Here is a 25,111-nt window from a genome sequence, read left to right on the forward strand (position 1 = left end):
CGGCCGGCGGGCCCTAGGCGGGTTTCAGACGCGCGGGGCCGGCTCGTATGAAGCCCGCGGCAAGGCCCAGCACGGCGAAAGCGACCACCGCGTGCTCCACGCTGGCGTGGCTCATCATCAGACCGAACAACGGCGCTCCCAGCGTCTGCCCGATCGCGAGCCCCAGAAAGCTGACCATCAGGCCGGTGGCCGGCCGGTCGGGGACCGCGGCGACGCCCCATACCAGATAGAGCCCGGTCAGCACGATGTAGGCGGCCCCGAACAAGGCGCCCCCCGCGACTGCCTGGGCCGCCCCCGGCGGGCCCGCACCGATCAGTACGATGCCTGCGGCCATGGCGGCAAGCGATGACCAATGCACGCGGTCGAGGCCGACCCGGGTGATCAACGTACCGGCGCATGCGCCACCTATGCCCGCTGCGCCGATGATCATCCACAGCAGGCTGGCGCCTGCCGTGCCCCACTCGAGGCGCAGCCGCACCAGCTCGCTGCCGAACGACCATATCGCCGTGCTTGCCGCGCCGGCAAGCAGGGCCGCCGCGGCGGGTTTCCTGAGAGCCGCGCCCAGACGCGGGCCGCCCGCGCGAACGCGACGCGCCACCCCCACCCCCGGCGGGATGGAACGGGCAATCGCCAGCGCAGCGCCGAAAGCCAGGGCGGCGAACAACGCAAAGGCCATTCGCCACTGCCCTCCCATGAGCAAGGCCAGCGGGCCGGACAACACCACACCGGCGCCCGTCCCGGCATTGATGAACGTGTTGGCGGAGTTCCTTCGCTGCGGTTGCACGACGCCATTTACCGCTGCGGCGAGCGGCGGCGATGCCAGACCGGTACTGAGCCCTGCGATCATGACCGCAGCCGCCAGCCAGACAGCCGACTGTGCCACCGCGATGCCCAGCATGCCCAGCGCCGCGATAATGGCCGCGCCCACCGAGACTGTCCGCGCGCCGCAGCGTTCAGTGAGCCAGGCCGCCACCACGAGTGCGATGCAATAGGCCAGGAAAGACCCGCCCGAGATCAGGCCGGCCAGGCTGGCGGAAAGATTCAATTCCGCATCGATCTTCGGCAGCAATAACCCATAGGCAAAGCGGGCAAGGCCATAGCAGACGGCGATCAGGGCGAAGCCCGCGGCCTCGAACCGCCAGTTCCGGCTCAACCGAGCGCCCTCTGTATCAACGCCGCGGCGGCGCGGCGCGCGGTGTCGGTTGCATCCGGCCCCCGGTAGGCGCTGGCTGCCGTGGCGCCTTCGAACAAGAGGAAAACCTGGTCGGCCAACGCCGCCCCACCCTTGCCCCCGGTTTCGAGCCTGACCACTTGTCGGATCTTCGCTTGCAGACGGGTCTTGTGCGCGGCGACCACCGCGGCAACCGGGGCAAGCTCGCCGCCGGTTTCGCCCATGGCGCGCAAGAAAAGGCAGCCACGGCTTCCCTCTGCACGCATCCAGTCCGCCAGGGCACGGAACAGTGCGTCGACGCTGTCGACTTCGAGCCGTTGCATGAAGCGACGCTCGCGCTCGGCCAGCACCGACGCGATGAGCTCGGTCTTGCTGCTGGCGTGCTTGTACAGCGTGCGGCTGGACATGTCGGCGGCCTGCGCCAGCTGGTCCATTCCGGTGCGGGTGAAACCCTGCTGGTCAAACAGGCGTTCGGCTGCGGCGAGCAATCTGGCTTTGGTATCCATACTGGCAATGTAAAACGATCGTTTTACACCGTCAAGTGTGGAGATTGCCCGGGATGCGCCCGCGTTGCTACTGCATGTTGCCGCCGCCCGGGCGCGGCAGTCCGGTACTGGCGCGCAAGTCGGCCACGTCGTCGGGCGACACCGGTCTGGCGCCGTTGCCCCAGCTGGTGCGCACAAAGGTGGCGAGCTCGGCGACCTCTTCGTCGTCGAGCCGCCAAGCGAATCCGGGCATGGACAGAGCCGTTGGTGCTTTCTGCGTGGACGGCATGGCCGATCCCGCCAGGATCACATGGATCAGCGAGGTGGCGTCATCGCTGGTGATGGCGCTGTTGGCGGACAACGCTGGGAATGTGCGCGGATCGCCCAAGCCATCCGCGCGGTGGCATCCTATGCAGTTGTCCAGGTACAGCCGCGCACCCAGGCTGCGAGGTGTGGCGTCCGAGAGTTCATTGGTCGCCTGCGTCGGCGAGGCGAGACGCTCGTGGTCTGTATCGACGGCGCTGTCGGGCACCGGCAACGACAGCAAGTAGACCGCAATGGCGCGTCGGTCGGCGTCGGTCAGGTATTGCGTGCTGTGCTGCACCACTTCGGCCATGGGACCGAACGCGGCCTTGTGTTCAGTTCGGCCCGTCTCCAGGTATTCGACAATGTCGTCCTGGGTCCAGGGCCGCAGACCGGTCTTGAGCGAACGCGCCAGACCCGGCGCGTACCAGTCGTCGAGCACGGCGCCGCCCAGGTAGTCAGCGCCATCTTCTTCGGACATGGCCTTGGGCTGGCCCAGCATGCCGCGCGGCGTGTGGCACGAACCGCAATGACCCAGCGTACGCACGAGATAGGCGCCGCGCCGCCAGTCTGCGGCACGGCCGCTGTCCGGCTCGGGGGGAGCAGGTGGCTTGGCCCATGCATTCCAGGCGCGCATGCCGGCCCGGATACTGAAGGGCCATGGCAAGGCGTTGTCGAGGTTCGCCTGACCGCTGGGCTGCACGCCATTCATGAAATACACATACAGCGCCTGCATATCTTCATCGGTAATGCCGGCATATTCGGGATACGGCATGGCAGGATAGAGATGCTTGCCATCGCGCCGTATGCCCTGCCGTACGGCCCGTTCGAAGTCGGCGTAGGTATAGGCGCCGATGCCATGCACCACGTCGGGCGTGATGTTGGTGGAATGGATCGCGCCGAAGGGCGTATTCATGCGCAGTCCGCCTGCGTATTTGGTGCCGCCCTTGGCAGTATGGCAGGCGGCGCAATCGGCCGCGCGCGAGAGGTATTGCCCGCGCAGCACCATTTCCTGTGATTGCACCGGCGGGCTGGCGCCCATGGTGGCCGGCAGCGACGGCGCGATGTAAGGCGCCGCCGGCCCATCAACCGGAGCGAACAGCCAGGCCGCTGCGCCGCCCATGACGCCCGCCGCAAAAAGAATGCCAAGCGCGAGCTTCGATCTGCGTCTCATGCCGCCACCAGTGGCCCTGGGTTGGCCAGATATTGAGTGCGTATGGCATGGGCCGAAAAGTAGGCCAGCGCCCCGACGATGCCGGTCGGGTTGTACCCGAGATTCTGCGGGAACGCGCCGGCCCCCATGACGAATACGTTGGGCACATCCCAACTCTGCAGGTATTTGTTCAGCGCACTGCTGCGCGGATCGCTCCCCATGATCGCTCCTCCGACGTTATGCGTCGTCTGGTAGGGCCGCGTATCGTAATGACTGCCGGGCTTGTTGTAGGAGACCTCCATCTTCTGCGGCCGCATGTGGCGGCCGATGCGCGCCGCCTGCTCGGTCACGTAGCGGGTCATGCGCAGCTCGTTGTCTTTCCAGTCGAATGTCATGCGCAACAATGGCAAGCCGAACGCGTCTCGGTAGGTGGGGTCCAGGTCCAGGTAGCAATCCCGGTATGACATGACCGAACCATGCGTGCCGATGGACATGCTGTGCAGATAATGGTCTTTCACTGCGCGTTTCCACCCCGGCCCCCACGCAGGCGCATCGGACGGCAACGGCATCTGCTCGATGGGCCTTCCACCGGTACGCCCCGGCCCGATATACGCACCGCCGATGAAGCCCAGCGGTCCGTGGTCGAAGTTATCGGCATTGAAGTCGTCGATGACATGACCCGCACCGCCCGCGCCCACAAACGGATTGAAAATCTGATCGTCGCCGTAGAACAGGTCGACGCTGCTCATGATCTGGTACGAGTAGTTCTTGCCGACCACGCCCGTTCCAGCCACCGGGTCATAGGCCTGCCCGATGCCCGACAACAGCATGAGACGCACGTTGTGCAGCTGGTACGCGCACAATACGACCATCTGGGCGGGCTGCTCGATTTCGTTGCCGGTGGGGTCGATGTATGTCACACCCGTGGCCCGCTTGCCATCGCGGCTCAGATTCACCCGCGTCACATAACACTGGGTGCGCAACTGGAAGTTGGGGCGCTGTACCAACACTGGCAAGATGGTGCTCTGCGGTGAGGCCTTGGAGTAGTTGTAGCAACCGAAGCGTTCGCAATAGCCACAGAAACTGCACTCACCCAGTTGAACGCCGTACGGGTTGATGTACGGCCTGGACGCGTTGGACGCGGGCCTCGGGAACGGATGGAAACCGAGTTCGGTCGCGGCACGCGCGAACAAGGCACTGTCGTACAGGGCCGGAAGCGCGGGCAGCGGAAAGTCCCGGCTTCGCGGAGCCTCGAAAGGGTTGCCACCCTCGATCACTTTCCCCTGTATGTTGCCGGCCTGGCCCGAGGTGCCGCAGACCTGTTCGAAGTGGTCGAAGTAGGGTTCCAGTTCTTCATAGCTGACGCCCCAGTCCTGAATCGTCATGTCGGGCGGAATGAACCCTGCACCGTAACGCTCGATGATGTGCGAGCGCAGCCGCAGTTCTTCCGCGAAGGCGCGCCAATGGACACCGTTCCAGTGCACGCCGGCGCCCCCCACGCCGTCGCCCGGCAAAAAAGAGCCGAGCTGCCGGTACGGCAGCGCGCGCTGGTCCATGCGGTGGCGGATGGTCAGCGTCTCGCGCGAAAGGTCCTGGAACAGGCGGTGCCTGACGGCATACGTGAGCTCATCGGCGATGCGCGGAAACGAGAAGTCCGGATTGGTATCCCGCGACTCACCTCTTTCGAGGGCGAGCACGTCCAGGCCGGCGTCGGTGAGTTCCTTGGCCATGATGGCACCGGTCCACCCGAAGCCGACCAGCACTACGTCTACAGGCTTGCGCTTTTGCGTCATGTCAGGCCCGCTGTCCGGTGATGCTGACGGCACCCAGGGGGTAGGGACGATTGTGCCGTTCGGCCCACTCGGTGTAGCTGGCGCGCGCGCCTGTGAAGCCGATCATCTGCCAGCTGCCCATCTGGTGGTTGCCGCCATGTATGGGATCGGCGAAATAACCCTCGCGGACGTTCTGCCAGAGAAAGCTGAAGAACCTGTCCAGGCGCTCGGCTTCGGGGGCGAACTGGTTGGTGGAACAGGCTTCAAGCACCTCGTCCTGGATGGCGGGCGCGAGCTGGGCGAACGGCCCTCCGTGGCGCCGCTGGCACTCGGCATCGACCGCCGCAATGCCGCGGCGATACACCTCGCGTGGCGTCTGCCTCGACTGGTAACCCAGCTCCGGTGGCGCGTCCTCTACGAAGGGCCCCTGCATATACCAGTGCGCAGCATGGCCGAAGCCGCCCTCCAGCTCCCTGTCGATGAACTCGGGCACACGCAGCGTGATCGCGCCCGGGCCGATGTCGTCTTCCGGTATCAGCCGATCACAGGCCGCAAGAACAAAAGCCCATTCCGCCGCAGAGAAGTAGCGGGGCTGGTAGGAACGGGCCGCAGCAACTGGAGGTTCTGCACGGCTGGCCGCCACGGATGCAGGCAGACCGGCCGTGGCCAACGCGCCTGCTGGCACCAGCGCCATGGTGCGCTTGAGGAAGATGCGGCGTGGGGGGGCGGTATGATCGGGCATGGGCAGAATGGAAGTGGAGGCGCTGGATCAAGACCCGGCCTGTGCTTCAGCCGGGGCCAGCCTCTTAGCGCAAGCGCCATGCCCGGGAAAAATTACCGTCTCTCCGCCGCGTTGCCGGTACATTTTTCAGCGGGCCTACAAAATTACTTACGTCAGATGCCAATGGTTGCGCTACGCGGCGCAATGCACCCCGACAATGCCGCAGACTTCCCTTTCGCGCCAGGCCCGCGATAATGGTGCTTTGGCCAGGCGGCGGCACCATGACCTCAGGCACTCGAATCGAACCCACGACCATCGGCACTCTTTCCGGCTGGCGTATTCAGACGCCTCACGGCACTGCCCTGGTGGCCAAACAAGGAGCCCAGTTGCTCAGCTATACGCCCGCCGAGGGGCCGCCGCTGGTCTGGTTGTCCGAGCAGGCCCGCCTCGCGCCCGGCCGCGCGGCGCGCGGGGGCGTTCCGATCTGCTGGCCCTGGTTTGCGGTTTACGCTCATAACCCGCCCGCGGTGCGCAACAGCGTGAACGCTCCCGGCGACGCGCCGTCGCATGGCTGGGTACGCCTGGCAGACTGGGAACTGGCCGTGCAGAACACCCAGGGCGCCACCGCCGAGCTCGTTCTGCGCCATAGCGTATCGCCCGGTCAGCATCCGGGCTGGCGCCACCGCGCCGAGCTCGAGCTGCGCATGCAGTTCGGTGCGGATCTCGGTCTGGCCCTGTCGATCCGCAATGCGGGGCCTGAGCCGTTCACCGCGGCGCTCGCGCTGCACACCTATCTGGCCATATCCGATGTGCAGCGCGTGGAAATCCACGGTCTGCAGGACTGTCCCTATCTGGACATGGCGCGCGGCTGGACGCCGCATCGGCAGGCGGGCGCGATCACATTGCAAGGGGAGACCGACCGCCTCTACCAGGACACGGATGCTCCCGTGACGCTGCATGACCTGGGCTGGCGACGTTCGCTGCAACTGACCGCGAGCGGATCGCGCACGACGGTGGTGTGGAACCCCGGCCCCGACAAGGCCGCCCGCCTGGGTGACTTCTCGCGGGACGGCTGGCGGCACATGGTGTGCATCGAAACCGCCCGCGCCCTGGACGACGCCCTGACGGTCGGGCCCGGGGAAACCGCCACGACCGGCCTCGCCATCGCTGCGAGGCCGATGCCGGACTGACTCCGGTCAAGGCTCAGTGCTTGGCCGGAAAGTCTCCAGGCCATTTCATCGGCTGCAATTCAGACTGATCTTCCTGCATGGCTACGCTCCGTTGAGGGGGTGAAAGGCTCAGCCGCATATGTGACGCTTTTTCGCACGCGACGGTTCAGCGCAACAAGGCCCCGGATTGGCCTCTGTCCGTTCAATTGCGGGCGTAGCACCCTGGCGGATGGCCCCGCAAGCCCATGCACCGGGTGTGCACCGGGCCAGGAATATGCTCAAATCCACGCCTGGCCACACAGATGAAGCGCCATGCCGGCGCCCCCACACTGTCATGAATGCATGCCTGAAATACCTGGCCGCCGCGCTGGCCTGTATGGCCGCCGCCGCCGCGCATGCCGGGCAAGTCCGCGTTGCCGTCTCCACAGGCGTCGAGGCTCCCATACGCATCATTGCCGCCGAATACGAACGCAAGACCGGCAATGTGGTCGTGCTGACCACCGCGCCCACCAGCGTGTTATATGCGCAGATCCAGCAAGGGGCCCGCTACGACGTGTTGGTGGCCGGCAACGATGTGACGCCGGCTCGGCTCGAGGCCGACCGGCAAGCCGTACCCGGCACGCGCTATACCTACGCTACCCGGGTGCTGGCGCTGTGGTCACCGCTGGAAGGCTACGTCGACCCGCAAGGCGAAGTGCTGAAGAACAACCGGTTCCGGCGCCTGTCGATCACCAGCCCGGAAATCCTGCCCTATGGCCGCTCGGCCATGCAGGTGCTTGACCGCCTGGGATTGCGCGACACGGTCACCGGCAAGCTCGTCGAACGGCACGACCTGTCGGACACGCGCCGTTTCGTCAACAGCGGCACCAGCGATCTCGGGTTCGTGACTCTGTCGTATGTGTACAAGAACAGTCAGATCGAACGGGGCTCGGCATGGATCGTGCCGGCTTCGCTATACGATCCGATCCGGCTGGATGCGGTGCTGCTGCAAGACGGCAAAGACAACCTCGCCGCGCGCTCGTTCCTGTTCTACCTGAAGGGGCCGAAAGTCGCCCAGGTCATGCGTTCGCACGGCTTTCACCGCTAGCCGGCTCAAGTTGCCATCAGTCCTTTGGCCAGCTGGTAGGCGCCCAGCGCGGCCAGGCTCAGCATGAAACACACCCGGAAAAGTAGGGGCGACAAGGCGCGACGCAGACGCTGTCCGGCCCACATGCCCAAGAGCGCCGGTGCCAGCATGGCAAGCGAAGCTCCGGCCGCCCCGGCGCCATAGCGGCCGTTCATCCACAGCGCCGCAGCCAGCGCGACGGTCGAGACAGTAAAAGAAATGCCCATGGCCTGGATGAGCGCGTTCTTGTCCAGCCGCAGCGACTGCAGATAAGGCACCGCCGGCACCACGAATACACCGGTCAGCGCGGTGACGAACCCGGTGAGCAACCCCACGAGAGGCCCCAGCCAAGGCTCTGCACGGACGGGAATGACGCGGGGGCTGCCCAGCAGGCCCCACCCTGCATACGCCAGCAAGGCAGCACCCAGCGCGGTGACGCCCCAGTTGCCTGAGGGCGGGCCGAACATCGCCGCGCCGGCCAGGGTCCCCGCACAGACGCCCAACTGCAGCGTGCCTATGCGTCGCAGCAGGCCGCCCAAGGTGCGCAGGGGCCCCGCCTGCCATAGATTGGTGATGAGCGAGGGCACCACCAGCAGGGCGGCCGCCTCGACGGGCGGCATGAACAATGCAAGCGACGCCATGGCGATGGTGGGCAGCCCCAGTCCGACCACGCCTTTCACCAGTCCGGCAAGCAAGAAAACGGCCACGGAAGCGATGGCAACGCCGGTGGCACCGTTGGAAAGCATATCGATGAGAGACATGGAAGGATGGTTATGGTTCAGCCTGATCCAGGGCAGGGAGCGCCAGGAATTTCATCGCATTATGAGCCGCTAACCTTCCGCACGAATGGCTGCAAGCCTCGGTATTTTCCGCAGCCAGACTCAGGCCTGCCCTGATTCTGCGTGCTAGCATCGGCAGCATGCGATTCGACCTGACCGACCTGCGGCTGTTCGTGCACATTGATGAGGCCGGGACCATAACCGGCGCCGCCCGCCGCGCTCACATGACCCTGGCTTCGGCCAGCGAGCGGGTGCGCGGCATGGAACACGCACTGGGTGTGCCCTTGTTGGTACGAAAGCGCCACGGCGTGCATCCCACCGCCGCGGGCCGCACGCTGCTGCACCATGCCCGCGGCGTGCTCGCGCAGGTCGAACGCATGCGCGGCGAACTGGACCAATATGGGCAAGGCGTGAAAGGCCACGTTCGCTTGCTGTGCAACACCGCCGCATTGAGCGAGCATCTGCCGGAACCACTGGCCGGATTTCTGGCCACGCACCCGCGCATCTCGGTCGACGTCGAAGAACGGCCCAGCGCCGATATCGCCGACGCCCTTCGCGCGGGAACCGGCGATATCGGCATTGTGGCGGATTCGGCCGATCTGCAGGGCTTGCAGGCGTTCCCCTTCCGCGGCGACCCGCTGGTGGTGGCGGTGCCGCGCGGTCACCCCCTGGCGGTGCGCAAACGCGTCGCGCTGGCCGACATCGCGGGACAGGACTTCATCGGCCTGGCCGCGGGCAGCGCGCTGCAGGATCACATTGCCCGACAGGCGCGGCGCGCCGGCATTGTTCTGAACGACCGAGTGCGGTTGCGAAGCTTCGATGCGATCTGCCTGCTGGTCGGGCGCGGCATAGGCGTGGGAATCGTGCCGCACGCGGCGGTGCGCCGCTGCGCGCGAAGCGCCGGCATCAAGGGAGTGCCGCTGGATGCGCCATGGGCGCGGCGCCAGCTGCTGCTCTGCGTGCGTCGCGTCGAAGACTTGCCTGCCTATGCCGCACAGATGCTTGCCTTCCTGCGCACCCCCGCCGCCACGGCCCAGCGCTGAACCCGGTGTTGCGCATGCACGAAGGTGGCGCGGCCGTTCCAGCCCGCGCCGCCAGGCTGAGCCGAGGCGACGTCTACGGGTGCAGGCGCGTGCCGCTACTCGGGCCAGCGCGCCTGCGAGAAATATTCGGCCAGGAAATCCAGCACTGCCCTCACTCGCGGCGGCACATGGCGCCGCGTCGGATACACCGCATAAATGCCCAGCTCGGCGCTGCGGAACTGCGGCATCAGCTCGATCAACCTGCCCTCGCGCAGCGATTCGCCAACCAGGAAGGTCGGCTGCAGAATGACCCCGACATGTGCCAGGGCGGCCGCCATGCAGGTATCGCCATTGTTGGCTCGCATCACGGGCTGGATGCGCACGCCCACCTCGCCGTCGGGGCCGTGGAAACGCCACTCGTCGCGGCCCGACCAGTAGCTGTAGGCGATGGCGGCATGCGCTGCCAGTTCACGCGGATGTTCGGGCATGCCGCGCGAGCGGATGTATTCCGGAGAGGCGCACAGCACCATGCGCGTGGATGCCAGTTGCCGGCTGACCAGCGCCGAATCGGCCAACTGCGTGATGCGCACCGCGACGTCGTAGCCTTCGTCCACCAGGTCGACCAGGCGATCAGCCAAGGTGATGTCCAGCACGAGCTTGGGATGACGCGCCTTGAACTCGGCCCACAGCGGGGCCAGGTGGCACACGCCGAAGGTCAGCGGCGCGTTGATGCGCAACAACCCGCCCACCTCGGCACTGCGGCTGGTGACTTCGGTTTCTGCATCCTCGACCTCGGCCAGCAGCACCTTGCAGCGTTCGTAGAACAGCTGCCCTTCTTCCGTAAGCGACTGCCGGCGCGTCGTGCGTTGCATCAAGCGCACACCCAGCCTGGTCTCCAGGTCGGTGACGTGGCGCGAAACGCCCGCCTTCGACATGCGCAAGGACTCGGCCGCCTTCACGAAGCTACCCGCCTCGACCACGGCGGTGAACACCCGCATTTCTTCGAATCGGTCCATATTCAACACCGTACTGGAACAATGCATCCACGAACCAGCTATTTATCTCGCTTCAACACACTATTACAGTGAGATCACCCTCGACGGTCGCCGCAAGCGACCTGCCTCACTTAAGGATTTTTTCATGTCTACCCAGCCTACCCTGTTTGTATCGCACGGCGCACCAACTTTCGCGCTGGAGCCGGGTCGCGCGGGGGCCCTGCTGACCGCTCTGGGGCAGCGCCTGCCCCGGCCTGCCGCCGTACTGATTGTCTCGCCACACTGGATGACGCCGGGCCTGGCATTGACCGCCGCTCACCGCCCGCGCACCATCCATGATTTCGGCGGATTTCCGGCGGAGCTCTATGCCCTGCAATACCCCGCCGCCGGCGACCCCGCGCTTGCAGCGCGCGTGGCCGATCTGCTGGCAGCCGAGGGGCAAGCCGCACTGCTGGACCCCGACCGCGGCCTGGACCACGGTGCCTGGGTGCCTCTGATGCACCTGTACCCGCGGGCCGACGTGCCGGTCGTGCAGTTGTCGATGCCCGCCACCCTGGATGCCGCCGGGGCCTGGGCCCTGGGACGCAGCCTGGCGCCTCTGTCGACCGCGGGGGTGCTCATCGTGGGATCGGCAGCCTGACGCACAACCTGTATGAATTCCGCCAGGCCGGCGCCGAGGACCAGGGATATGTCCGGGCGTTCACTGACTGGGCGCGCGCCGCGGTGCGGGCCGGCGACCATGAGGCCCTGGTGGGTTACCTGCATGCAGCACCGCAGCCTCGCCGGGCGCACCCGACCCCCGAGCACTATCTGCCGCTGCTGATCGCGGCAGGAGCCGCCGCGCCCCAGGCCGAAGTCGACATACTGGACGGCGGCATTACCCATGGCGTGCTGTCGATGGACGCTTACCTGTTCAAGGCGCCCGAGACCCCGTAACCGGGATCGACGACACGGCGGCATTGTCGCGCAGCCAGCGCAACGTCTTCTGCCCGGCCCGCCCGTCGGGGTCAAGCCCGGCCTGGCGTTGTACGGCTTGCAAAGCCTCGCGCGTACGCGAGCCGATCAGCCCATCGGGCTTGCCGATGTCGAAACCCCGGGCGATCAGCAGCGACTGCAGCTCGCGCCGTTCGGCGCGTGACAGGCCGGCGTCATCGGTGGGCCAGGCGCGAACGAACGGGCCGCCGCCGCGAAGCCGGTCGGACAGATGGGCGATGGCCAGCGCATAACTCTCGGCCGCATTGTAGGAATACAACGCGTCGAAGTTGCGCGTGACCAGAAAGGCCGGCCCCTGGGGCCCGGCCGGCAGCAACAGGCCGGCCTGCAGTTCGCCGGCGGGCAGGGGCTGCCCATCGACGCGTGTGAGGCCCTGCGCCGCCCACGCAGACATGGAACGCTTGTTGCGCCGACCGGCGCCGCTGGTATCGATGCCGGCCGGCAGGCGCACCTCAAACCCCCACGGCATTCCGGGCTTCCATCCGGCCTTGCTGAGGAAGTTGGCGGTGGACGCGAGCGCGTCGGGCACGCTGTCGACCAGGTCGCGGCGTCCATCGCCGTCGAAATCCACCGCCAGGCGCAGATAGGTGGAAGGCATGAACTGCGTCTGGCCGAACGCGCCGGCCCACGAGCCGTTCAGGCGTTCGGGCCTGACGTGCTCTTGCTGGATGATTTTCAGGGTGGCGAAGAACTCGCCACGGAAATAGTTCTGGCGGCGCCCGAAGCACGACAGCGTCGACAACGACGTCAACAATGGCCGCCCGCCCAGCTGCCGGCCAAAATTGCTTTCAACGCCCCAGACCGCCACCACGGTGGCCGGGTCGACGCCGAATTGCTGCTGCGCTCGCGTCAGTTCGGACTGCCACTGCTGCAAGGCCTGGCCGCCGTCGGCAATGCGTTCGTCGTCGACCAGCGCAGCGAGGTAGTCCCAGATGGGCGTCTTGAACTCCGGCTGCGCGTCCAGCGATGCGATCACGCTCATGTCGGGTTGCAGCCCCCGCGTATGCGTGTCGTACGTAAGGGCGGACACTCCCTGCTTGAGCGCCTGGCCGCGCAACTGGGCGATGCAATCGGCGTAGGTGGTGGTGTCGGCTGGCGACACGGCCGGGGACGCGGGCGCCGCGTGCGTCGCACCTGCGCAGAGGGTTAGGCTGAGCCAGAAAGCGTATGGGAATTTCATGGCCTGATTCTAAAGCAGGCAATCGCGGGCGAGGCCTGCGTGCGGCGGGCTCTGGTATCGCGCTGTAACGGGGCGACTAGGAATGCTGCAACGCCTGCAGTTCGGCCTCGTCGAACCCCGCCTGGCGGCGTGCGTCGAGGTTGAAGGGACCGCGCAGGCGCGGCGCACCGTAGCGGACAGCCAGTTCGGCATAGCTGCGCAAGGGATCCAGGCCGCGCTGCGCGCACAAATGCCGATACCAGCGGTTGCCGATCGCGACGTGGCCGATCTCGTCACGCAGGATGATGTCGAGAATCGCCGCGCCCGGTTCGTCGCCCGCGCCCGCCAGCTTGTCGCGGATCAGCGGCGATGCATCGAGGCCGCGCGCCTCGAGCGTGCGCGGCACCAGGGCCAGTCGCGCCAGCAGGTCATCGCGAGTTTTCTCCGCCATTTCCCACAGGCCGTTATGCGCCGGAAAATCGCCGTACGCATACCCCAGCGTGCCCAGATGGTCGTTCAGGAGCTCGAAGTGATAGGCCTCCTCGCGGGCCACCCGCAGCCAGTCCCTGTAGTAGGCATCCGGCATGCCGTCGTAGCGCCACACCGCGTCCAGCGCCAGGTTGATCGCATTGAACTCGATATGCGCCAGCGCGTGCAGCAAGGCGGCCCGGCCTTCGGTCGACTGCACCGAGCGCTGTTTCACCTGGGAAGGCGGCACGAGCGGCGGAGCGTCGGGCCGGCCCGGTAGCCCCGGAGGCGGGCTGAGGACCGCAGCGGCCTCGACCGGCAGGGTATCGTCGATGACACGGACGGCGGCCAGCTTGTCGGGCCAGCGGCAGGCGCCCAGCGCCGCCAGTGCAAGTCGGCGGACGGAAGGGGAAGAACTCATGGCAGCACGAAGAACGGATGTGACGCCAGACTTTATCATTGCGACATGAGCACACCAGCCCGTCTCGCCATAGAAACCTCGCTATCCCGGATAGACGCACAGCAATGGAACGCGCTGGCGGGCGCGCAGCCCTTCGTGCAACACGCATTCCTGAGCGCGCTGCATGACACCGGTTGCGCTGCGCCGTCCACCGGCTGGGCCCCGTATTACCTGGTGCTGCGACGCGGCGACCGGCTGGCAGGCGCCGCGCCCCTTTACCTGAAAACCCATTCGCGTGGCGAATATGTATTCGATTACGCCTGGGCGGACGCATTCGAACGCCACGGGCTGCGCTATTACCCCAAGCTGGTGGCGGCCGTACCGTTCACGCCGGTGGGCGGGCCGCGTCTGCTGGCCGCCACGCCGTCCGACCGCCAGGCACTCGCACGAGGCCTGATCGAACTCGCGCAAAGCCTCAAGGTGTCGTCGCTGCATGTGTTGTTTCCGGGCGAAGAAGACCTGGCCGCATTGCGCGAGACCGGCTATATGGTGCGCGAGGGGGTGCAGTTCCACTGGAGCAACGCTGACTATGCACGGCTGGAGGATTTTCTTGCGGCGCTCAACCACGAAAAGCGCAAGAAGATCCGCCAGGACCGCAAGAAGGTGCAGGCGGCAGGCGTGAGATTTCGCTGGCTGAGCGGCGCGCAGATCGACGACGACGCCCTCGCCTTCTTCTACCGCTGCTACCGCCACACCTATTTCACGCATGGCAATCCACCCTATCTGACCGAGGCGTTTTTCCAGCGCCTGCGCGCCCGGATGCCCGACGCGCTGGTGCTCATCGTGGCGGAGCGCGACGGCGAGCCGATCGCCGCGGCCCTGAATGTGCAAGGCGGCGACACGCTGTACGGACGCTATTGGGGCGGGCTGGACTTCGTGTCCGGGCTGCACTTCGAGACCTGCTATGTGCAGTCAATTGAGTACTGCATCCGGCATGGCCTCGCACGATTCGAGGGCGGCGCGCAGGGCGAGCACAAAATGGCTCGCGGCCTGCTGCCCACGCCCACCTGGTCGGCGCACTGGGTGGCCGACCCGCGATTCGCGCAAGCCATTGAAGATTTCCTGGAACGCGAAACCGAGGCCGTGGACGACTACCTGGGCGAGCTCGAGGCTCACACCCCGTTCCGACGCGCTTACAGAAAATGATCCAGCAGGCGGCGGCTATGCCTGTCCAGCGCTGTCAGATCACGCACCAGGTAATGGATGCCGTTGCTGTCCGAGATGAGCAGCATGGAGCCCGCCAGCCGGCGGATATCTTCTTCGCCCTTCAGCGTGAATTCGGTGGGGCCACGATCGGTCTGCACTTGCCATACTGAGGGCGTCGCTGCCCTCGAGACCATGTCGATGCGGTGGATCTCGGGCATGAATTCGCGACTGGCCAGTGCGGCCTCGAGCTGCTCACGCAAATCCGCGGGCAGATGCTGCAAGCTGTCGAGCCAGAGCAGCTCGTGGCCATCGGCACTGACGACCGAAACCCCATCGCCGGGCGCACTGATGGGAAAGGCGCGCAATACCTGCACACCCTCGCAGGGCGGTGAGTCCGCGGCCTGGTACACCCAGCGGCCCTGGCCGTTGCGATAAAGCCGGAATGCGTGATGGTTCATGGCGTAACCGCGCCTGCTTCCGGGCCCAGCGCGATGGCCTCATCATCGTCGACGCCTGCGTCGAGCAAGTCGGCTTCGCCAGCGCGCGCCTGCGCCTGATACAGACGATAGTACGCGCCCTCGACGGCCATCAGCGCCTCGTGCCTGCCCTGCTCGATGATGCGTCCGTGGTCCATCACCACCAGGCGGTCGGCGCGGCGCAGCGTGCTGAGCCGGTGAGCGATGGCGATGGTCGTCCGACCACGCACGAGATTGTCCAGCGCCCTCTGGATTTCTTTCTCGGTCGTCGTGTCTACCGATGAGGTGGCCTCATCCAGGATCAGAATGCGCGGGTCGATGAGCAGCGCCCGGGCGATGGAAATACGCTGGCGCTCGCCGCCCGACAGGGCCTGGCCGCGCTCGCCCACCAGCGAGTCGTAGCCGTGCGGCAGGCGCAGGATGAATTCGTGCGCATGGGCGGCGCGCGCGGCGGCGACGATATCGGCCCTGCTGGCCTGGGGCCTGCCGTAGGCGATGTTCTCGGCGATCGTGCCGAAGAACAGAAAGGGCTCCTGCAGCACCAGCCCGATATTGCGGCGGTAATCGGCAATGCGCAGATTCCGGATGTCGACGCCGTCGACCAGAATCGCGCCTTCCGATACATCGTAGAAGCGGCATATCAGGTTGATCAGCGTGCTTTTGCCCGACCCGCTGTGCCCGACCAGCCCTATCATTTCGCCCGGCGCGATATCCAGGTCAAGCTGATGGATGACCGAGCGGTTACCGTAGCGGAAGCCGACGCGCCGCAGCTGGATGCGGCCTTCCACGGGATTCAGGCGCGCGGGCGCGGCAGGTTCGGGCACCGTGGACACATGGTCGAGAATATCGAAGATGCGCTTGGCGCCCGCGGCCGCCTTCTGCGTCACCGAAACGATACGGCTCATCGAGTCCAGGCGCGTGTAGAAGCGGCCGATATACGCCAGGAAGGCGGCAAGCACGCCCACGGTTATCTGCTTATTTGAAACCTGCCAGATGCCGAACACCCACACTACCAGCAGGCCGATTTCCGTCAGCAACGTGACCGTCGGCGAAAACAGCGACCACAGGCTGTTCACGCGGTCATTCACTTCGAGGTTGCGATTGTTTGCCGCGCGGAATCGCTGCACTTCGCGCTTTTCCTGGGCGAATGCCTTCACCACGCGTATGCCCGGTATGGTGTCGGCCAGCACGTTGGTGACGTCAGCCCAGATGCGGTCGACCTTCTCGAAGCCATGACGCAGCCGATCGCGCACTGCGTGGATCATCCACACGATGAACGGCAGGGGCGCGAGCGTGACCAGGGCCAGCCACGGATTGATGGACACCAGGATGGCTGCCGTCATGGCGATCATGAGCACATCGGTGGCGAAGTCGAGCAGGTGCAACGAGAGGAAGATGCAGATACGGTCGGTCTCGCTGCCGATGCGCGACATCAGGTCGCCGGTGCGCTTGCCGCCGAAGTACTGCAATGGCAACTGCTGCAGGTGTTCATACGTGGTCGTGCGCAGGTCGGCGCCTATGCGTTCGCTGACCCAGGCCAGGATGTAGGTCCTTGCCCAGCCCAGGCCCCAGGCCAATGCGGCCGACACGAGCAGGCCTGCCAGATACAGACGCACCAGCCCGTAGTCGATGGGCTCGCCGTTCTGGAAAGGTATCAGCACCTTGTCCATCAGGGGCATGGTCAGGTATGGCGGGACCAAGGTGGCGGCGGTGGCCAGGATGGTCAGGATGAAGCCTGCCGACAGCGCGCCCCGGTAAGGGCGCGCGAAGCGCCACAGCCGCAACAGCGCCCACGTGGAAACCGGCCGCGCAGGGTCGTCCGCGCAAGCCGAACAATCGGCCTCGCCGGCCGGCAACGGCAGATGGCAGGCGGGGCACGCCGGGGCTTGGGCGATCTCGCCGGCCTGCAGGGCCTGGAACCGGGCCTGCAGGCGCAGGGCCGCGGGGTTGCGCGCCAGGGTGAACCGCCATTCGGCCAGGCAAGCTGCGCCATCGTTCAATTCCAGCGTGGCGGCGCCGGCGTGGTCATGCAGGTGCAGGCGTGTGCCGGGCGCATGGGGCCACTCTTGCCAGCCGCCGTGTTGCCCGTCTGCCGCCAGCAGCCGCCGGTTGGTCAGCACCACCCAGCCGGGCCGGAACGCCAGTTGTGCATCGAGATCGGTATCGAGCCTGGCGAGGACGGCTTCTTCAGATGCCAGCGATAGCGGCGGCGCGTCCGGGACGAGTCGGCCTGGCGCGGAAACGCCGGAAACGAGCAATTTTCTGTTCATGGATGGCGATCTGCCATGACCGCGTTGTCGGCTCTGCCGAACGTGTCCCTTCCTTACAACAGCGCGAGTTTATCGGCGCGTGAAGGCGGCGTATAGTAGCAGCCGGTTACGCCCATTTCCATTCTAGGAATCCAACCGCCCACGCCTCGGCCTGCTTTCTGCCCGACACCCCCGCCCGCTCGCCTGCGGGGCTTCCTGTCTGCCGACGCGCCTACTCCAACTAAAACATGAAAGACAAAGACATTGAATTGCTCGATGTCGTGGCTCTGCGCGGCCCGAACATTTGGACATACCGCCCCGTGCTCGAAGCCTGGGTGGACATAGGCGCCCTTGAAGACTGTCCGTCGAACACCATTCCGGGGTTCTACGAACGCCTGTCGAGCTGGCTGCCCGGTCTTATCGAGCACCGCTGCAGCCCGGGCGTGCGCGGCGGATTCCTGCAACGCCTGCGCGAGGGCACCTGGCCCGGGCATATTCTCGAGCATGTCACCCTCGAACTGCAGACCCTGGCGGGCTTGCCGGGCGGCTTCGGCAAGGCACGCGAAACGTCCAGGCGCGGGGTGTACAAGGTGGTGGTGCGCGCGTGGCAGGAGCAGGTCACGCGGGCGGCGCTGGAGCAGGCTCGCGACCTGGTCATGGCGTGCATCGAAGACCGTACTTACGACGTGGCCGCAGCCGTCTCCAGGCTGCGCGAACTTGCCGATCGCCATTGCCTGGGGCCCAGCACGGCGTGCATCGTCGATGCCGCCGACGACCGCGACATCCCTTGCATACGCCTGTTCGAAGGCAACCTGGTGCAATTCGGCTACGGTTCGCGCCAGCGTCGCATCTGGACGGCCGAGACCGATCGCACCAGCGCCATTGCGGAAGGTATATCGCGCGATAAAGACCTGACCAAGAGGCTGCTGTCCGAATGCGGCGTGCCGGTGCCCGAAGGCCGCCACGCCGACAGCCCGCACGACGCCTGGCAGGCCGCCCGGGACATCGGCCTGCCGGTCGTCGTGAAGCCGCGCGACGGCAACCATGGCCGCGGGGTGTTCACCAACCTGGCCACCGAGGCCGAAGTGCTGGCGGCCTACGCCGTCGCCGTGGAAGAAGGCAGTGGCGTGCTGGTGGAACGTTTCGTACCCGGCAACGAACACCGTTTGCTGGTGGTGGGCGACAAACTGGTTGCCGCCGCGGCCGGCGAACCGGCATGGGTCACCGGCGATGGCCGACACACCGTGGCGCAGCTGGTGGAGCTCCAGATCAACAGCGACCCCCGCCGGGGCCGCACCGAGAGTCACCCGCTCAACAAAGTGCGCATTGACTCGGCGGCGCGGCTCGAACTGCAGCGCCAGTCGCTGCAGGCCGACAGCGTGCCGTCCGCCGGGCGGAGGGTGCTGATCCAGCGCAACGGCAATGTGGCGTTCGACGTCACCGAGCGCGTGCATCCCGACACCGCGGCCACGGTCGTCCTGGCCGCACGCGTAGTCGGGCTGGACGTGGCGGGCGTCGATCTGGTTGTCGAAGACATCGCTCGGCCACTGCAGCACCAGGGAGGCGCCATCGTCGAAGTGAACGCCGGCCCCGGCCTGTTGATGCACCTGCGCCCGGCCGACGGCCCGCCACGTCCGGTCGGGCGAGCCATCGTCGACCACCTCTTTCCCCAGGCCGACGACGGCCGTATTCCCGTCGTGGGCATCACCGGGACCAACGGCAAGACCGTCGTCGCCAGGCTGATCGCTCGGCTGTTGAACTTGTCAGGGATGCACACAGGGTTGGCCTGCAGCGAAGGGCTGTATCTGGGCGCCCGGCTGGTCCAGGGCGGCGACCAGGCCGACTGGGCCGGGGGACGCCGGTTGCTGATGAACCGCAGCGTGGATGCTGCCGTCATCGAGAACGGCAGCGCCGTCATTCTCGGGCAGGGCTTGTGCTACGACCGTTGCCATGTGGGCGTAGTGACCAATCTTGGACACGGAGACCACCTGGGCGACTTCGACATTCAGGACGTCGATCGGCTGGCGACGGTATTCCGAACCCAGGTCGACGTGGTGCTGCCGGCTGGCGTCGCGGTGCTCAACGCCAATGATGCCGAGGTCGCCGCCATGGCGCCGCTGTGCGACGGCGACGTTATTCTGTTCGGCACTGATCCGACGCTGCCGGCGCTCGCTGCGCACCTTGAACAAGGCCGGCGGGCAGTTTTTCTGCGCGCGGGCGCCATCGTGCTGGCAACGGGCGCCCGCGAGGCGGCCCTGGCCGACATCACGGCGGCGCCGCTCACGCACGGCGCGCGCGTGGGCTTCCAGATCGAGAACGTACTGGCTGCGGTGGCCGCGGCCTGGGCGCTCGGCGTCCCCGAACCCATCATCCGGGCTGGCATCGAAGCGTTCGACAGTGACCAGGCTGACGCCCCGTGGCAATTCACGGTGTTCGAAAGGGGCGGCGCCACGGTGGTCGTAGACGCCGCCCACAATGCCTCGGCCCTGCAGGCGCTGCTGGAATCGGCTGAGCGCTTTCCCGCCACCCGACGGTGCGCAGTCTATGCGGCGGGCGCCGACCGCCGTGATGCCGACCTGATCGAGCAGGGCCGGCTACTCGCCAGCGGGTTCGATCGCATCGTGCTGTACGACGACACCACGGTCGCCAGCCGGCGACCGGCGGGCCAGGCTCGCGCGCTGTTGCGCCAGGGCGTCGGGCAACCTGGCCGAGCCGTCGCGGTGCAAGACGAGCCGGATCACGGGCGGGCCATCGACGCGGTGCTCCGGGACATCCTTCCCGGCGACTTCGTGCTGCTTCAATCCGACGAAGCGAATTCCGGCCCCACCATCGACCGCGTGCGCCGCTGGATCCAACAATAACCAAGCCAGGAAATCTCGCCATGGAAGTCACCCGTATCCGGGCGCTGCGCGGCCCCAATCTGTGGAGCCGGAACACCGCGATCGAAGCCATCGTCGCCTGCACCGATCGCGAATGTGCGATAGACGACTACCTGCCCGATGTCGAAGCCCGCCTGCGTGCGCGCTTCCCGCAGACAGGGCGGCTGCGTCCCGATGGCCAGCAGGGCGCACTGTCGATTGCGCATATCCTGCAAGCCACCGCCCTCGCCTTGCAAGCCCACGCCGGATGCCCGGTCACGTTTGGCCGCACGGCAGCCACGGTCGAGCCCGGCGTGTTCCAGGTGGTGGTGGAATACACCGAAGAAGCCGTGGGCCGGCTGGCCATGGAACTGGCCGGGCAACTTGTACAGTCCGCGCTGGACAATACCTCGTTCGATCTGCCCGACGCCCTGGCGCGCCTGCGCGAGCTCGATGAAGACGTACGCCTGGGCCCGAGCACAGGCGCCATCGTTCAAGCGGCGCTTGCCCGCAACATTCCCTTCCGCCGCCTGACCGAAGGCAGCATGGTGCAGTTTGGATGGGGCAGCCGCCAGCGGCGCATTCAGGCCGCCGAAACCGATGCCACCAGCGCCATCGCGGAATCCATCGCGCAAGACAAGGACCTGACCAAAATGCTGCTGGACGCGGCCGGAGTTCCGGTCCCGCTGGGGCGATCGGTCGGCAGCGCAGAAGCGGCCTGGGATGCGACTCGCGAACTGGGCGGCCCCGTGGTGGTCAAGCCGCGCGATGGCAGCCAGGGGCGCGGCGTGGCCGTCAATGTCCATACGCGCGAGCAGGTGCTGGCGGCTTACCAGGCGGCGGCTGACATCAGCAATGAAGTCATTGTCGAGCGCTACATACCGGGCCACGATTTCCGCCTGCTGGTCGTGGGTGACAAGCTGGTGGCCGCCGCCCGCCGCGACCCTCCCCAGGTCACCGGCGACGGCACGCAGACCATCCGGGAGCTGGTCGAACAGGTGAACGCAGACCCGCTGCGCGGCGACGGCCATGCGACGTCACTGACCAAGATTCGCTTCGACGACATCGCCCTGGCCACATTACAGAATCAGGGCTATCAGGCCGACTCCGTGCCACCCGCCGGCGCGCTGGTGGCGCTGCGGCACAATGCCAACCTGAGCACCGGCGGCGCCGCCACCGACGTTACCGACGAAGTGCATCCCGAAATGGCCGCGCGCGCGGTCACCGCTGCGCGCATGGTCGGGCTCGACATATGCGGCGTAGACATCGTTGCAACCACAGTGCACCTGCCTCTCGAGGAACAACAGGCGGGCGTGGTCGAGGTCAATGCCGCGCCGGGCCTGCGCATGCACCTGAGCCCGTCGTTCGGCAAGGGACGCGCGGTGGGCGACGCCATCATTGGCAGCATGTTCGGCGAGGGCGACGACGGACGCATTCCCGTGGTGGCCGTGGCAGGCACCAACGGCAAAACCACGACCGTGAGGCTGACGGCGCATCTGCTCGCAAGCGCCGGCAAGCGCGTCGGCATGACGAATTCCGATGGCGTCTACATCGGTGCGCGTTGCATCGACACCGGTGACTGCAGCGGGCCGCGCAGCGCGCGGCGGGTGCTCGCCCACCCGGGCGTGGACGCGGCCGTGTTCGAGACAGCGCGGGGGGGCATTCTGCGTGAAGGCCTGGCGTTCGACCGGTGCGACGTCGCGATCGTGACCAACCTGGGCATGGGCGACCACCTGGGCCTGGGGTACATCAGCACCGTGGAAGACCTGGCCGTGGTCAAACGCGTCATCGTGCAGTATGTGCACGCCGGGGGCACGGCGGTGCTGAACGCGGCCGATCCCATCGTGGCCGATATGGCCGCCGCCTGCCCCGGAGCGGTGGCCTTCTTTTCCAGCGACGCCGCGCATCCGATCATCGGCACGCATCGCGCCCAGGGACACCGCGTGGTGTACCGCGATGCGTCGGCGATCGTGGCCGCGCAAGGCCCGACAGAAGTGCGTATCGAACTGGCCGACATTCCGCTGACGCATGGCGGCGCCATACCGTTCCAGGTCGAGAACGCCATGGCAGCCACCGCGGCGGCCTGGGCACTTGGTATCGACTGGAACGTAATCCGCCAGGGGCTGGGAAGCTTCATCAGCGATTCGCGTACCGTCCCGGGCCGGTTCAACGTGTTCGACTATCGCGGCGCCACCCTCATTGCCGACTACGGCCACAATCCGGACGCCATTCAGGCGCTGGTGCACGCGGTCGACAGAATGCCCGCGAAGCGACGCACCGTGGTCATCAGCGGCGCGGGCGACCGCCGCGACGAAGATCTGCGGCGCCAGACCGAAATCCTGGGGACCGCGTTCGATGCGGTGGTGCTTTACGAAGACCAATGCCAGCGAGGCCGGGCCGATGGCGAAGTCCTGGCCCTGCTGAAGCAAGGTCTTGCGCAGGCGTCCCGCACGCAGCATGTGGAAGAGATCCGTGGAGAATTCCTGGCGATCGACACCGCATTGGCCCGCCTTTCGCCCGGTGATCTCTGTCTGGTGCTCGTCGACCAGGTAGAGGCCGCGCTGGCGCATCTGCAGAACCGTGTGGCGGACGCAATGGCCCCGGCCAACCGCGCCTGAGGCACGCACGGGGCGGTTTGCCGGTCCGCAGGCGTCCCCCACGCCACCCCGTGCCGGGGCGCACTGCGCCCTTGGCGCGTGCTTCGTTTTGCATGGCGGTTACCACGCCCCATCAAAGCGGGTCAAAACATTACTTAACTGTAACTCCGCTTGCAGCATCACTGCCTGCGCGCGTCGGCACGGGCGTGGCCTCCAGGCCGCTTACATTTATGTACAGCCTGGTTTGACACCTTTTTGGGAGGCTCGTAGGGTATCTACACGCTCACAACCAAAAGGAGTCAGCACCATGAACAACGACATCGTTGCAGGCAAGTGGAAGCAACTGACCGGTAAAGCGAAGGCAGCGTGGGGTGACCTCACCGACGACGAACTGACCCGCACCGAAGGCAACGCAGAGCGGCTGGCCGGTTTGATCCAGGAGCGCTACGGCAAGACTAAGGAGGAAGCCGAGAAAGAGGTCCGGGCCTTTTTTGATTCCAACCCCTGATCGCAATTCCATTCGAGGAGAGCCGATATGCTGTACTACGCCGCCGTTTTCTTCGTCATTGCAATCATCGCTGCCGTACTCGGTTTCGGGGGCATTGCATCCGGCGCTGCCGGCATCGCGAAGATTCTCTTCTTCGTGTTTCTGATATTGGCGCTGCTGTCCATTCTTAGTGGCGCTTTCAGGAAGAAATAGCTGCCGGGCGGTGGCGCGGGAGCGCCGCCGCCATACCGGCTGGCAACAATAAGGAGAACCCAATGCAAACGCGCAAATTTCTCATCGCGACGGCGCTGGGCACCAGTGTGCTCTTCGGGTCGGCAGCCTACGCCACCCAGGCGGATGCGCCCAAGCAGTCGATGGGCGACTACGCCTCCGATGCCGTCATTACCACCAAGGTGAAAGCCGCCTATGTCGCCGACGACATTCTGAGTGCGCTGGATATTGCCGTGGAAACCAATGAGGGCGTCGTTACCCTGACGGGCACGGTCGGCACCGAGGCCGAAACTGAGCAGGCCGCTCGCGTGGCTCGCGACGTCGAGGGCGTCAAGCAGGTGCAGAACAACATCAAGATCGACCCGGCCAAGGCCAAGGCCAAGTAGTCGCGCGTCTAATGCTGCGGCAGGCTGATGACACCCCTGCCCAGTTCGATCACACTTCCCCCCACACGGATCGCGCCATCGCGATCTACGTCGAGAAACAGGCGGCACGGGCGACCGATCTGGTCGCCCTGATGCACGACGACTCTCGTATCGTCCGCGCCTCGCAACCAGAGCCAGCCGCCCAGGTTCGCGCAGGCCGATCCGGTTCCCGGGTCTTCGGTCACCCCTCCTCCTTCCTTGGTGAAGAAATAGCGGGCGTGCACAACGCGTCGCTCGCCGGCCGCGGGCGCCTCCTCGAACGCGAAGACATAGGCCGTCTTACGGCCCAGGCTGCTGGGTTGCCAGCGATGCAACTGGGCGCTGTCGGGCTGCGCACGCCGCACGGCCTCAGGGGATTTCAGCGGAATCAGCAACTGGTCGGCGCCCGTGTCGACCCACTGCGGTGCGTCGGCCAGGTCATCGGGCCACAGACCCAGCTGCGCGGCGATCTCTTCCGCCGGCAGCGACGCGGGCGCGCTGCGCGGCGAGCCGCCGGAAGGGGCAGTGAACGTCCAGGTATTACCCCGCGCCTGCACCGGCACGACGCCGGCCAGGAATTCGAGGGTCAGCGCATCGCCCGTGCCGGCGAGTTCGCGCACCACCTGTGCGGTGCCCAGCGTGGGATGGCCCGCGAAGCGCATTTCGTATCCGGGCGTATAGATGCGTACCCGCGCCGACGCATCGGCGCTCGGCAGAATAAAAGTGGTCTCCGACAAATTGAACTGGCGTGCCAGGTCGAGCATGGTTCGCTCATCGAGACCGCGAGCGTCTTCAAAGACGCACAGGGGATTGCCGCCGAAGGTCGTTTCGGCGAATACATTCAGCAAGCGGAAGGCGTAGTCGGGCATACGATGCGCAAAGTGGCAGGCGACGCACCATGATAGCGC

The 25,111-nt window shown here is 66.3% G+C and carries 23 protein-coding genes; 11 read left to right on the top strand and 12 right to left on the bottom strand.

Annotation, left to right across the window (positions count from 1 at the left end; all coding sequences use genetic code 11):
- Nucleotides 1-13: 13 nt before the first annotated feature.
- From ACV17W_RS06400 to ACV17W_RS06420, 5 genes are all read right to left on the bottom strand, one after another.
- A complete protein-coding gene (locus tag ACV17W_RS06400; RefSeq protein WP_462595584.1) occupies nt 14-1,153 on the bottom strand; it encodes an MFS transporter in 1,140 nt (379 codons plus the stop codon).
- Nucleotides 1,150-1,677 carry a TetR/AcrR family transcriptional regulator gene (locus ACV17W_RS06405; RefSeq protein ID WP_462595585.1) on the bottom strand — a complete coding sequence of 176 codons (528 nt, stop codon included), beginning with the start codon at nt 1,675-1,677 and terminating at the stop codon, nt 1,150-1,152. The genes ACV17W_RS06400 and ACV17W_RS06405 overlap by 4 nt, the downstream gene beginning before the upstream one ends.
- 67 nt (nt 1,678-1,744) lie before the next feature.
- Nucleotides 1,745-3,133, bottom strand: coding sequence for a c-type cytochrome (locus ACV17W_RS06410; protein WP_462595586.1), 1,389 nt, complete (start codon nt 3,131-3,133; stop codon nt 1,745-1,747).
- Nucleotides 3,130-4,905, bottom strand: coding sequence for a GMC family oxidoreductase (locus ACV17W_RS06415; protein ID WP_462595587.1), 1,776 nt, complete (start codon nt 4,903-4,905; stop codon nt 3,130-3,132). The genes ACV17W_RS06410 and ACV17W_RS06415 overlap by 4 nt, the downstream gene beginning before the upstream one ends.
- Before the next feature lies 1 nt (nt 4,906).
- On the bottom strand, nt 4,907-5,626 hold the full coding sequence (locus ACV17W_RS06420) for a gluconate 2-dehydrogenase subunit 3 family protein (RefSeq protein ID WP_462595588.1): 720 nt from the start codon (nt 5,624-5,626) through the stop codon (nt 4,907-4,909).
- Between the two features lie 260 nt (nt 5,627-5,886).
- Here ACV17W_RS06420 and ACV17W_RS06425 point away from each other — a divergent pair, with 260 nt between their 5' ends.
- Both ACV17W_RS06425 and modA read left to right on the top strand, forming a co-directional pair.
- Nucleotides 5,887-6,795: a D-hexose-6-phosphate mutarotase gene (locus ACV17W_RS06425; RefSeq protein ID WP_462595589.1), complete on the top strand. Its 909-nt coding sequence runs from the start codon at nt 5,887-5,889 to the stop codon at nt 6,793-6,795.
- A gap of 313 nt (nt 6,796-7,108) precedes the next feature.
- A complete protein-coding gene (gene modA, locus ACV17W_RS06430) occupies nt 7,109-7,861 on the top strand; it encodes a molybdate ABC transporter substrate-binding protein (RefSeq protein WP_462595590.1) in 753 nt (250 codons plus the stop codon).
- A gap of 5 nt (nt 7,862-7,866) precedes the next feature.
- Here the strand turns inward: modA and ACV17W_RS06435 are convergent, their stop codons facing one another.
- A complete protein-coding gene (locus tag ACV17W_RS06435; RefSeq protein ID WP_462595591.1) occupies nt 7,867-8,640 on the bottom strand; it encodes a sulfite exporter TauE/SafE family protein in 774 nt (257 codons plus the stop codon).
- 158 nt (nt 8,641-8,798) lie between these two features.
- Here ACV17W_RS06435 and ACV17W_RS06440 point away from each other — a divergent pair, with 158 nt between their 5' ends.
- Nucleotides 8,799-9,701: a LysR family transcriptional regulator gene (locus ACV17W_RS06440; protein ID WP_462595592.1), complete on the top strand. Its 903-nt coding sequence runs from the start codon at nt 8,799-8,801 to the stop codon at nt 9,699-9,701.
- A 95-nt stretch (nt 9,702-9,796) separates the two neighbouring features.
- Here the strand turns inward: ACV17W_RS06440 and ACV17W_RS06445 are convergent, their stop codons facing one another.
- Nucleotides 9,797-10,696, bottom strand: a complete 900-nt coding sequence (locus ACV17W_RS06445) for a LysR family transcriptional regulator (protein WP_462595593.1) — start codon at nt 10,694-10,696, stop codon at nt 9,797-9,799.
- Nucleotides 10,697-10,820: 124 nt separating this feature from the next.
- Here ACV17W_RS06445 and ACV17W_RS06450 point away from each other — a divergent pair, with 124 nt between their 5' ends.
- Together ACV17W_RS06450 and ACV17W_RS06455 are read left to right on the top strand one after the other, a co-directional pair.
- Complete coding sequence (locus tag ACV17W_RS06450) at nt 10,821-11,315, top strand: dioxygenase family protein (RefSeq protein WP_462595594.1); 495 nt, start codon at nt 10,821-10,823, stop codon at nt 11,313-11,315.
- A gap of 110 nt (nt 11,316-11,425) precedes the next feature.
- The gene (locus ACV17W_RS06455; protein ID WP_462595595.1) at nt 11,426-11,611 is read left to right on the top strand and encodes a hypothetical protein; all 186 of its coding nucleotides are present in this window, start codon (nt 11,426-11,428) and stop codon (nt 11,609-11,611) included.
- Here the strand turns inward: ACV17W_RS06455 and ACV17W_RS06460 are convergent.
- Both ACV17W_RS06460 and ACV17W_RS06465 read right to left on the bottom strand, forming a co-directional pair.
- Nucleotides 11,589-12,848 (bottom strand): lytic murein transglycosylase, encoded by a 1,260-nt coding sequence (locus tag ACV17W_RS06460; protein WP_462595596.1) that lies wholly within the window; start codon nt 12,846-12,848, stop codon nt 11,589-11,591. The two genes, ACV17W_RS06455 and ACV17W_RS06460, sit on opposite strands and share 23 nt — an antisense overlap.
- Before the next feature lie 76 nt (nt 12,849-12,924).
- The gene (locus ACV17W_RS06465) at nt 12,925-13,716 is read right to left on the bottom strand and encodes a ferritin-like domain-containing protein (RefSeq protein ID WP_462595597.1); all 792 of its coding nucleotides are present in this window, start codon (nt 13,714-13,716) and stop codon (nt 12,925-12,927) included.
- A gap of 45 nt (nt 13,717-13,761) precedes the next feature.
- On the opposite strand from ACV17W_RS06465, the gene ACV17W_RS06470 reads away from it, so the two are divergent.
- Complete coding sequence (locus tag ACV17W_RS06470; RefSeq protein ID WP_462595598.1) at nt 13,762-14,901, top strand: GNAT family N-acetyltransferase; 1,140 nt, start codon at nt 13,762-13,764, stop codon at nt 14,899-14,901.
- On the opposite strand, the gene ACV17W_RS06475 is transcribed toward ACV17W_RS06470, so the two are convergent.
- Both ACV17W_RS06475 and ACV17W_RS06480 read right to left on the bottom strand, forming a co-directional pair.
- Entirely contained in the window at nt 14,889-15,359 is a 471-nt protein-coding gene (locus ACV17W_RS06475) for a cyanophycin metabolism-associated DUF1854 family protein (RefSeq protein WP_462595599.1), read from the bottom strand. The genes ACV17W_RS06470 and ACV17W_RS06475 overlap by 13 nt on opposite strands.
- Entirely contained in the window at nt 15,356-17,647 is a 2,292-nt protein-coding gene (locus tag ACV17W_RS06480) for a cyanophycin metabolism-associated ABC transporter (RefSeq protein WP_462595600.1), read from the bottom strand. The genes ACV17W_RS06475 and ACV17W_RS06480 overlap by 4 nt, the downstream gene beginning before the upstream one ends.
- 227 nt (nt 17,648-17,874) lie before the next feature.
- Between ACV17W_RS06480 and cphA (ACV17W_RS06485) the strand changes: the two genes are divergently transcribed.
- The 5 genes from cphA (ACV17W_RS06485) to ACV17W_RS06505 all read left to right on the top strand — a co-directional run bounded on the left by cphA (ACV17W_RS06485) (nt 17,875) and on the right by ACV17W_RS06505 (nt 24,185).
- On the top strand, nt 17,875-20,487 hold the full coding sequence (gene cphA, locus ACV17W_RS06485; RefSeq protein ID WP_462595601.1) for a cyanophycin synthetase: 2,613 nt from the start codon (nt 17,875-17,877) through the stop codon (nt 20,485-20,487).
- Nucleotides 20,488-20,507: 20 nt separating this feature from the next.
- Nucleotides 20,508-23,102, top strand: coding sequence for a cyanophycin synthetase (gene cphA, locus ACV17W_RS06490; RefSeq protein WP_462595602.1), 2,595 nt, complete (start codon nt 20,508-20,510; stop codon nt 23,100-23,102).
- Nucleotides 23,103-23,388: 286 nt separating this feature from the next.
- On the top strand, nt 23,389-23,589 hold the full coding sequence (locus ACV17W_RS06495; protein ID WP_462595603.1) for a CsbD family protein: 201 nt from the start codon (nt 23,389-23,391) through the stop codon (nt 23,587-23,589).
- 27 nt (nt 23,590-23,616) lie between these two features.
- A complete protein-coding gene (locus tag ACV17W_RS06500; protein WP_462595604.1) occupies nt 23,617-23,781 on the top strand; it encodes a DUF1328 domain-containing protein in 165 nt (54 codons plus the stop codon).
- 62 nt (nt 23,782-23,843) lie between these two features.
- Nucleotides 23,844-24,185 carry a BON domain-containing protein gene (locus ACV17W_RS06505; RefSeq protein ID WP_462595605.1) on the top strand — a complete coding sequence of 114 codons (342 nt, stop codon included), beginning with the start codon at nt 23,844-23,846 and terminating at the stop codon, nt 24,183-24,185.
- A gap of 8 nt (nt 24,186-24,193) precedes the next feature.
- Here the strand turns inward: ACV17W_RS06505 and ACV17W_RS06510 are convergent, their stop codons facing one another.
- Nucleotides 24,194-25,072, bottom strand: a complete 879-nt coding sequence (locus tag ACV17W_RS06510) for a PhzF family phenazine biosynthesis protein (protein WP_462595606.1) — start codon at nt 25,070-25,072, stop codon at nt 24,194-24,196.
- Nucleotides 25,073-25,111: the final 39 nt, after the last annotated feature.

The sequence above is a fragment of the Bordetella sp. MIP270_01_BMS genome (genome assembly GCF_054958705.1).

Coding starts and splice junctions, on each gene's coding strand:
- ACV17W_RS06405 (WP_462595585.1), bottom strand. CDS start 1,677: ATGGATACCAAAGCCAGATTGCTCGCCGCAGCCGAACGCCTGTTTGAC.
- ACV17W_RS06410 (WP_462595586.1), bottom strand. CDS start 3,133: ATGAGACGCAGATCGAAGCTCGCGCTTGGCATTCTTTTTGCGGCGGGC.
- ACV17W_RS06415 (WP_462595587.1), bottom strand. CDS start 4,905: ATGACGCAAAAGCGCAAGCCTGTAGACGTAGTGCTGGTCGGCTTCGGG.
- ACV17W_RS06420 (WP_462595588.1), bottom strand. CDS start 5,626: ATGCCCGATCATACCGCCCCCCCACGCCGCATCTTCCTCAAGCGCACC.
- ACV17W_RS06425 (WP_462595589.1), top strand. CDS start 5,887: ATGACCTCAGGCACTCGAATCGAACCCACGACCATCGGCACTCTTTCC.
- modA (WP_462595590.1), top strand. CDS start 7,109: ATGAATGCATGCCTGAAATACCTGGCCGCCGCGCTGGCCTGTATGGCC.
- ACV17W_RS06435 (WP_462595591.1), bottom strand. CDS start 8,640: ATGTCTCTCATCGATATGCTTTCCAACGGTGCCACCGGCGTTGCCATC.
- ACV17W_RS06440 (WP_462595592.1), top strand. CDS start 8,799: ATGCGATTCGACCTGACCGACCTGCGGCTGTTCGTGCACATTGATGAG.
- ACV17W_RS06445 (WP_462595593.1), bottom strand. CDS start 10,696: ATGGACCGATTCGAAGAAATGCGGGTGTTCACCGCCGTGGTCGAGGCG.
- ACV17W_RS06450 (WP_462595594.1), top strand. CDS start 10,821: ATGTCTACCCAGCCTACCCTGTTTGTATCGCACGGCGCACCAACTTTC.
- ACV17W_RS06460 (WP_462595596.1), bottom strand. CDS start 12,848: ATGAAATTCCCATACGCTTTCTGGCTCAGCCTAACCCTCTGCGCAGGT.
- ACV17W_RS06465 (WP_462595597.1), bottom strand. CDS start 13,716: ATGAGTTCTTCCCCTTCCGTCCGCCGACTTGCACTGGCGGCGCTGGGC.
- ACV17W_RS06470 (WP_462595598.1), top strand. CDS start 13,762: ATGAGCACACCAGCCCGTCTCGCCATAGAAACCTCGCTATCCCGGATA.
- ACV17W_RS06475 (WP_462595599.1), bottom strand. CDS start 15,359: ATGAACCATCACGCATTCCGGCTTTATCGCAACGGCCAGGGCCGCTGG.
- ACV17W_RS06480 (WP_462595600.1), bottom strand. CDS start 17,647: ATGAACAGAAAATTGCTCGTTTCCGGCGTTTCCGCGCCAGGCCGACTC.
- cphA (WP_462595601.1), top strand. CDS start 17,875: ATGAAAGACAAAGACATTGAATTGCTCGATGTCGTGGCTCTGCGCGGC.
- cphA (WP_462595602.1), top strand. CDS start 20,508: ATGGAAGTCACCCGTATCCGGGCGCTGCGCGGCCCCAATCTGTGGAGC.
- ACV17W_RS06495 (WP_462595603.1), top strand. CDS start 23,389: ATGAACAACGACATCGTTGCAGGCAAGTGGAAGCAACTGACCGGTAAA.
- ACV17W_RS06500 (WP_462595604.1), top strand. CDS start 23,617: ATGCTGTACTACGCCGCCGTTTTCTTCGTCATTGCAATCATCGCTGCC.
- ACV17W_RS06505 (WP_462595605.1), top strand. CDS start 23,844: ATGCAAACGCGCAAATTTCTCATCGCGACGGCGCTGGGCACCAGTGTG.
- ACV17W_RS06510 (WP_462595606.1), bottom strand. CDS start 25,072: ATGCCCGACTACGCCTTCCGCTTGCTGAATGTATTCGCCGAAACGACC.